Annotated in this window: 1 protein-coding gene; it reads left to right on the top strand. The window is 36.0% G+C overall.

Annotation, left to right across the window (positions count from 1 at the left end):
- The coding region (locus KHA90_RS25970) for a hypothetical protein (RefSeq protein WP_213308306.1) at positions 1 to 261 on the top strand (261 nt) is incomplete at both ends.

Here is a 261-nt window from a genome sequence, read left to right as displayed (position 1 = left end):
AAGATTTGCAAACCGAAAAACCATATCAAAAACTTGTAAAATCCACTAGTGATGCTTTTGATTTTGCCATTAAGGATAATGAAATGCCGGAAGTGATGCGTACCGCATTGCAAGATAATACCAGACTGTTCGGATCACTTAAAGCCAATGCACAACTATTTGAAGCTTCAAAATTACTGTTAACCGATGATGGCAAATTCAAACCATTCTCTGTCGTAACAAAAGACTTCGACAAGCTTAATGTGAGCTATAATCAGAATT

This window comes from Flavobacterium psychroterrae (genome assembly GCF_018380615.1).
Classification (GTDB): Bacteria; Bacteroidota; Bacteroidia; order Flavobacteriales; family Flavobacteriaceae; genus Flavobacterium; species Flavobacterium psychroterrae.
Note: the sequence above shows the minus strand (reverse complement) of the source record. Positions and strands in the feature narration are given on the sequence as shown.